This window comes from Phycisphaeraceae bacterium, assembly GCA_019636735.1.
Classification (GTDB): Bacteria; Planctomycetota; Phycisphaerae; order Phycisphaerales; family SM1A02; genus VGXK01.
The window spans coordinates 132,975-138,974 of the sequence record JAHBWY010000008.1 but is presented as its reverse complement, the minus strand read 5'-3'; the positions used below and the strand labels follow the sequence as shown (position 1 = coordinate 138,974).

7 protein-coding genes are annotated in these 6,000 nt (G+C 62.4%); all 7 read left to right on the top strand.

Annotation, left to right across the window (positions count from 1 at the left end; genetic code table 11):
- A partial coding sequence (locus KF724_12000) for a toll/interleukin-1 receptor domain-containing protein (GenBank protein ID MBX3356408.1) occupies positions 1–1,134 on the top strand: 1,134 nt, incomplete at its 5' end.
- Between the two features lie 575 nt (positions 1,135–1,709).
- Positions 1,710–2,093 carry a hypothetical protein gene (locus KF724_11995; GenBank protein ID MBX3356407.1) on the top strand — a complete coding sequence of 128 codons (384 nt, stop codon included), beginning with the start codon at positions 1,710–1,712 and terminating at the stop codon, positions 2,091–2,093.
- A 571-nt stretch (positions 2,094–2,664) separates the two neighbouring features.
- Positions 2,665–3,363: a toll/interleukin-1 receptor domain-containing protein gene (locus KF724_11990; GenBank protein MBX3356406.1), complete on the top strand. Its 699-nt coding sequence runs from the start codon at positions 2,665–2,667 to the stop codon at positions 3,361–3,363.
- Between the two features lie 97 nt (positions 3,364–3,460).
- A complete protein-coding gene (locus KF724_11985; GenBank protein MBX3356405.1) occupies positions 3,461–3,913 on the top strand; it encodes a DIP1984 family protein in 453 nt (150 codons plus the stop codon).
- A gap of 415 nt (positions 3,914–4,328) precedes the next feature.
- Complete coding sequence (locus KF724_11980) at positions 4,329–5,078, top strand: DUF2071 domain-containing protein (GenBank protein MBX3356404.1); 750 nt, start codon at positions 4,329–4,331, stop codon at positions 5,076–5,078.
- A gap of 187 nt (positions 5,079–5,265) precedes the next feature.
- Entirely contained in the window at positions 5,266–5,550 is a 285-nt protein-coding gene (locus KF724_11975) for a type II toxin-antitoxin system RelE/ParE family toxin (GenBank protein ID MBX3356403.1), read from the top strand.
- Between the two features lie 12 nt (positions 5,551–5,562).
- Entirely contained in the window at positions 5,563–5,850 is a 288-nt protein-coding gene (locus KF724_11970; GenBank protein ID MBX3356402.1) for a HigA family addiction module antidote protein, read from the top strand.
- Positions 5,851–6,000 lie beyond the last annotated feature (150 nt).

Here is a 6,000-nt window from a genome sequence, read left to right as displayed (position 1 = left end):
TCGTTAGCTGCACCAGGAGACGGAAGCGATGACCCACAATCCGAGAACGAGATGACCGAGCGTCCTTCGATATTCATCAGCTACACCCACAAGGATCGGGCTCGTATCGCTCCGCTCGCCAGCTACTTGGGTCGTCTGGGTCTCCAGGTGTGGATGGACACGAAGGACTTAGTGGGCGGCGAGTCGATCATCGACGCTGTCAGCAAGGCCATCGAGAAGTCTGACCTGTACGTCGTGGCACTGTCTCCCGAAGCCGTGAAGTCGCAGTGGGTCCGTCACGAGCTAAACACCGCCCTTACCCTCGAGACGACGCGCGGCCGCCCGAAGGTAATCCCGGTCCTCGTTGCCGACACGCAACTGCCGCCTGCGCTTGCTGGGCGCCTCTACATTGACGTGACGCACTCCCTCGACGAGGCGAAGCCGAAGCTGAAGCAGGCGGTGGATTCCTACCTCGGCACCGGGGCTCATTCTCAGGTTTCTCCCGCGAAGCAGGAAGCGGCCCTCCTCATTTCCAGCGTTCGCCTCCGCCTCGAAGATGAGACTGTGAAGTACTACGGCGGGATCACCTACGACGAGACCAAGGAAGGAGTTCAACAGGAAGCAACTGACCTCGTTCGTGCACTTCGCAGGCGCGCGAACGGGATCCTCCTCAACTTCATTCCGGCGTCCGAAATGGACTTCAACTCGGAGTACTTCCGGTTTCCGAACGGGAACCTGAGTGAACGGATTGTGGAGATTGGCGGCGACATTGTCGGTACGCTCAAGATGCGCTCGATCGTGGAGGTTGAGGTACTGAATCCAGAAGAGCGAAAGCTTGCAGACCTAGTCTCGACGAAACTTGCAAGTCTCGGCGTCAGCAGGGTCGTCTATTCGTTCCTGCTGTCGCCGCCTCGGCCCGATCTACCACAACGTAGCCTTGAAAGGCTGCAAGCCGACCACGTCATTCTGGGGTGGGATCCCCACGAGGGTGCTGAGGTGGAGCTTCCTGACGATCTCAAGCTCTCTGTGCGTTGCACGGAGGAGGAGATTCAAATCGGACTGGAGACGAAGTACGCATTCCTGTTCGAGAAACGGGCAAAAGAGTTCTCGGTACGGGGATTTGTGGATTGGATCCTCAAAGAGAAGGGCAGCTAACAAATCAGATGCAGTGAACCCGGCGATGGCGCTTCGGTTTGCAATCGGGTGTCAGTGGCGCCGGGTCACTGATCTGGAGCGTTAGCGCCATAGCCCCGGCACCGTTCCACGCTTCCTTCGAGTTCCAGGTTGAGGAGGGTGGTCGGCCGCAACGCGTCTTCAACTCGATCTGCCGTTCGGCGTCCAGCACCCGGGGCGGTCGCGCCGCGGCATTGTTCTCGCAAGTGCGCCGATCGATGTCGCGCCGCGCTCGAGCACAAAGGCGCGCTCAAGGCCCTGTGCCGTTCCCGGTTCGTGCGGGTCCGCCCCGGGATGCTTCGTCGCTCCGTCGTGGCGCCTCCCAAACGCGGCCGCGGTCGAGATCACGCGGCGCGGAGCAGTCGAGCGTTCCGATCAGTGCGGCCGCCACGGCGCTAACCAGCTGCTGCAGCCGCCAAAGGCCCTCTGGCATCCGCGGGTTGGGCGGATCGCGATGGCTGGCTACACTGGCCCGCGGATCAGCCGCTCAAGGCCCCCGAGCGGGGCCTTTGCGGCTGAGCAACATCGTTATGCGACACTCAGCACTCGCCATCTCGTTGATCGTCTTCTGCGTGACGGGCTGCCAGTCGGTCCACACCGAACGAGCCGATGGCGTGCCTGTCGCGATGTGGCCGTCATTCTTGATCGCGAGCCAGCACGGCAAACCCGAGCGTCCGCAAGTACGAGACACGGTCGCGCGAGTTCTCAGCGACACGGGGCTTCACGCGACCGTGGACGATAGCGGTGTTTCCGTTCCCGAAGGCGAAGAACGCCGAGCGCGAGAGGTGCTTTTGACTGACAAGCGGCTCGATGGAACCGGCGCGATTGTCCTGCTCGCAATACCAGCGGGATCAGGTCGCAAGACGGCGGCAGGATTCGAAGTTCCCGAAGTCGCGCCCGACGAGCCGATGCGGGTGCCGACGACGAACGAAAGCAAATAGCGGCGGTCCGGCGTGTCGCATAACCCGGCAATGCAACGGACCGCGCCGGCGGTTTAGTTACTGGTGGTCGTGAGCCGCGCATGCGCCGGCCCGGCCGTTGATCGCCATTACGTTATGCAGCCCGAGCAGAGCATCTGGCAACCCGACCGCACATTGACGAGAGATGCACTCGTCAAGCGCGCTGCCATCTGCCAGAAATTCTTTGAGGACTGTCTGAGGCAGCACGCGGACTGGGATTGGGCGATCAAGGGGGTTTGGTATTCCAAACACTTCCGCCGGTGTCTGGAGTCGTCGCCAGTGAACGTCGAGCGGTGTGTTCGCCTCGGTCACATCGCACAGCGGCGATTTCATCGCAGCAAACCGCCCGCCCTCGTGAGTCTTGGCATGGACGTCGTCAAGTGGGTTGATCAAGAGTGCGGCTCCGGTCCGCTGCATAACCCGCCAATGCAGCGGACCGGAGCCGCGGGTGTAGTTTCTCTCGCTGGAAAGCTGCTGGGGCGCGGCTCCGTCCGCTGATCGGCCTCACGTTAGAGCGCAAGAAACGGCATCCGTATGATTCGAGGAATACGACATGGCTAGATGCACAGCACCGGTAAGAGGCCATCGCTCCGCGAGCGCCGCGGCCAACTGCCCTGCATGCGGCAGCCGCTATGGCCGCTACGGCGGATACAGCGGGTATGGCAGCTACCCGTCGTACTCCTCACCTTCCTACTCCTCGTCAAGGAGCGGCGGCGGCGGGTCGAGCAGTAGCGCAAGGCCGAGATGGTCGCGTGCCGGTTCGTCTATCTCGTACTCAGTGGCCCAAGTGCAATCACTGACACCAGTCCGCAATGCCATTGAAACGAAGGCCGCGGAGCAGCCTGAGCTTCGCGACGTCTTCCTGTGCCACGCGTGGGACGATCGACAAGGAGTGGCGAAGCAGCTACACGATTTGCTTGAGGCGGCGGGGGTCAAAGTCTGGTTCAGTGAAAAAGACCTCGGGCTAGGCGTGCCGATGATGCGCGCCATCGACAAGGGGTTGGCGGCCTCGCGCATCGGGCTCGTTCTAGTGACCCCAGCGCTGATCGCCCGTCTTCCCAAAGAAAGCGTCGCCGACAAGGAGCTCTCGGCTCTTCTGGCGCGCAATCGGCTTGTTCCGATCGTGCACAACACAACCTATGAGGCCCTCCGCAATGTCAGTCCATTACTCGCGTCGCGAAGCGGCCTGGACTCTGCAGAAGACTCAATGGCAGTGATTGCTAGCAAGATCGCAGAGTTGGTGACGATGTAGGTCAAAGCACAAAATGCGCTCTAACAACCGGTTGCAGTGGACGGCCCGCTGCGCGGCCCGCCGCTGAAGCGGAGCGTTAGCCGTACCGGAACACCCAATGAAACTTGCCGAGGCCCTACTCCTTCGTGGTGACATGCAGCGAAAGCTGGCGGCACTTCGAGAACGCATCACACGCAACGTGCTCGTCCAGGAGGGCAACACGCCGCATGAGGACCCCAACGATCTCATCACCGAGGCCAATGCGGTGATCGGTGAGTTCGAGACACTCGTCGCATCGATCAACGTTGCCAATCTCACGCACAAACTTCCGGACGGCCGCACGCTCACCGCTGCGATCGCGCACCGGGATTCGCTCGCGCTTCGCCATTCAATCCTCCAGGCTGCGCTCGCCGCCACCAATAAGGAGCCCGATCGCTACAGTGTCCGAGAGATCAAGTGGGTCGCGGCCATCGACGTCAGCAAGCTTCAGAATCAATCCGAAGATATCGCCCGCAAGATCCGTGAGCTGAACGGCCGACTTCAAGAAACCAACTGGCAGGTCGAACTGTAGACTCCTCCGGGGCGCCGGGCGAGCGCAACACCCCTCCCGGATCCAGGGGGTGGAAAACATACTGGGCCGATACGGCGCCGAGGGCAGCGCCACCAATCACTCACTTTGCAGCCCATCACCTGTCAACCTGCATTTCGCAACGAGCACTATTCACCACCGACGCGTTGACGGCGCCCCACTCTTCTGTCTAATCGCGTTTGACTGGACGGCTAACGAGGCGCTCCAGCTGACAATGGCCCTTCACGACCGGTGAGTCAGCCACGACTCCGGAGCGGCATGTCAGCGCGTTCAACAGTGCGTCGCCAGTAGACTGGCGACGCAAGTCCCGCCCGCGATCTGGAGATCGCGGACCGGGCCTTTGCGGCTGAGCTTTGTCGTTAGCCAGATACGCGCAACCTCACAGATTGCCAGGCGATTGAGCGACCCGCGACCCTTCCTTACCGCCGAGTGGCGTGATCTCGTCATCGCCAACTTCCGCGTTCCCGCGTCGCTCCTCACACCCCTCGTTCCGCGCGGGACGATCCTCGACCTGTGGCAAGCTCAGGCGTTGGTGAGCCTGGTCGGATTCCGTTTCGTCGAGACACGCGTGCTCGGCGTCGCCGTGCCCCTGCACCGCGATTTCGTCGAGGTGAATCTTCGCTTCTACGTCCGCCGCGAGCTCGCGTCTGGGTCGCGGCGCGCGGTGGTCTTCATTCGGGAGCTTGTACCGCGACGCGCGATCGCGTGGACGGCGCGCGCTCTCTACAACGAGCCCTATCGCGCGCTACCGATGCGGCATCTGCATCGTGCCGATGCCGCGGCACCGACGTGGTGCTACGAATGGCAGGACGGAGGCGGATGGACAGGCTTCTCGGCCGAGGCCGCTGGAGCCGCGGAGGAGCTCACACCAGGATCGAAGGCGGAGTTCATCACGGAGCACTACTGGGGTTACACCGCCCAGCGCGACGGGGGTACGGTCGAGTATCGCGTTGAGCACCCGCCGTGGCGCGTGTGGAGCAACGCCGCCTTCCGCGTGCACGGCGACCTTCGCCGCACATACGGCGAGTCCTTCGGGGCAATCCTGAGTGGCACACCAGACTCGGTGTTCGTCGCCGTTGGGTCACCTGTGACCGTGTTTCGCCCCAGGCGGCTAGCGGCAGCGGACCTCCGCCAGGGTACTGGCTAACGCTGCTTGCTGCTGATGGTTGCGGGTGCGGATGGCCTGGGCCGGAGCGGCCTAGCGGCCGCAGGGCCCAGGCCTCCTATTGGAGCGTCCACAGCAGAAGCACACGCTAGCCGGACCCGAGTGCGCCCATTTTGCGAAAGACATGCTTGCACGGCATCCGTGCATGTGCTAGACTTCTGACGCATCCATGATCGTCAGCTTCGCCGACCGGGCCACGGAGTTGCTCTACCGAACGCGCCAAGCCCCGCGGCGATTCCCGCATGAACTCGTCGCTGCCGCGCTACGCAAGCTCGACATGCTCGACGCTGCCGATGCGCTCATCGATCTTCGCTCGCCGCCCAGCAATCGTCTCGAGCTACTCAAAGGCCAACTCGCCGGCATGCACAGCGTCCGCATCAACGATCAATGGCGGCTTGTGTTCCGCTGGACGGACGGTGACGCCTGCGAGGTTCAGATCCTCGACTACCACTGAGAGTGCTGATCCATGATTCCTGACAAGCGCATCCCCACCCATCCCGGCGAGATTCTCATTGAGGAGTTCCTCAAGCCACTCGGCGTCACGCAAGTCGCGTTCGCTGAGCACATCGGCGTTCCGCTCCAGCGCGTCAACGAGATCGCGCGCGGAAAGCGCGGAGTGACACCGGAGACCGCATGGCTCTTCTCGCAAGCGCTTGGGACGAGTGCTAAGTTCTGGATCAACCTCCAGCTCAACCATGACATGGCGAGAGCGCGTCCTGAACGGAGCGTTCCTCGTTTGCGCAGGGCTGGCTAACGAAACGCTCCAGCTGCCAAAGGCCCTTCGGGCGCAGACTTGAAGTTCTGTAAGCTCAACCGCGGCCCACGGACCGCGGACTGGCCGCAGTCACGGGGCCTTTGCGGCTGAGCAACATCGTTATGCAGAAGGACTCACCAAGTGATGCCG

Bases quoted from the DNA above. Each gene is read 5' to 3' on its own strand.
- KF724_11990 (MBX3356406.1), top strand. From the start codon at position 2,665: ATGGCTAGATGCACAGCACCGGTAAGAGGCCATCGCTCCGCGAGCGCC.
- KF724_11985 (MBX3356405.1), top strand. From the start codon at position 3,461: ATGAAACTTGCCGAGGCCCTACTCCTTCGTGGTGACATGCAGCGAAAG.
- KF724_11975 (MBX3356403.1), top strand. From the start codon at position 5,266: ATGATCGTCAGCTTCGCCGACCGGGCCACGGAGTTGCTCTACCGAACG.
- KF724_11970 (MBX3356402.1), top strand. From the start codon at position 5,563: ATGATTCCTGACAAGCGCATCCCCACCCATCCCGGCGAGATTCTCATT.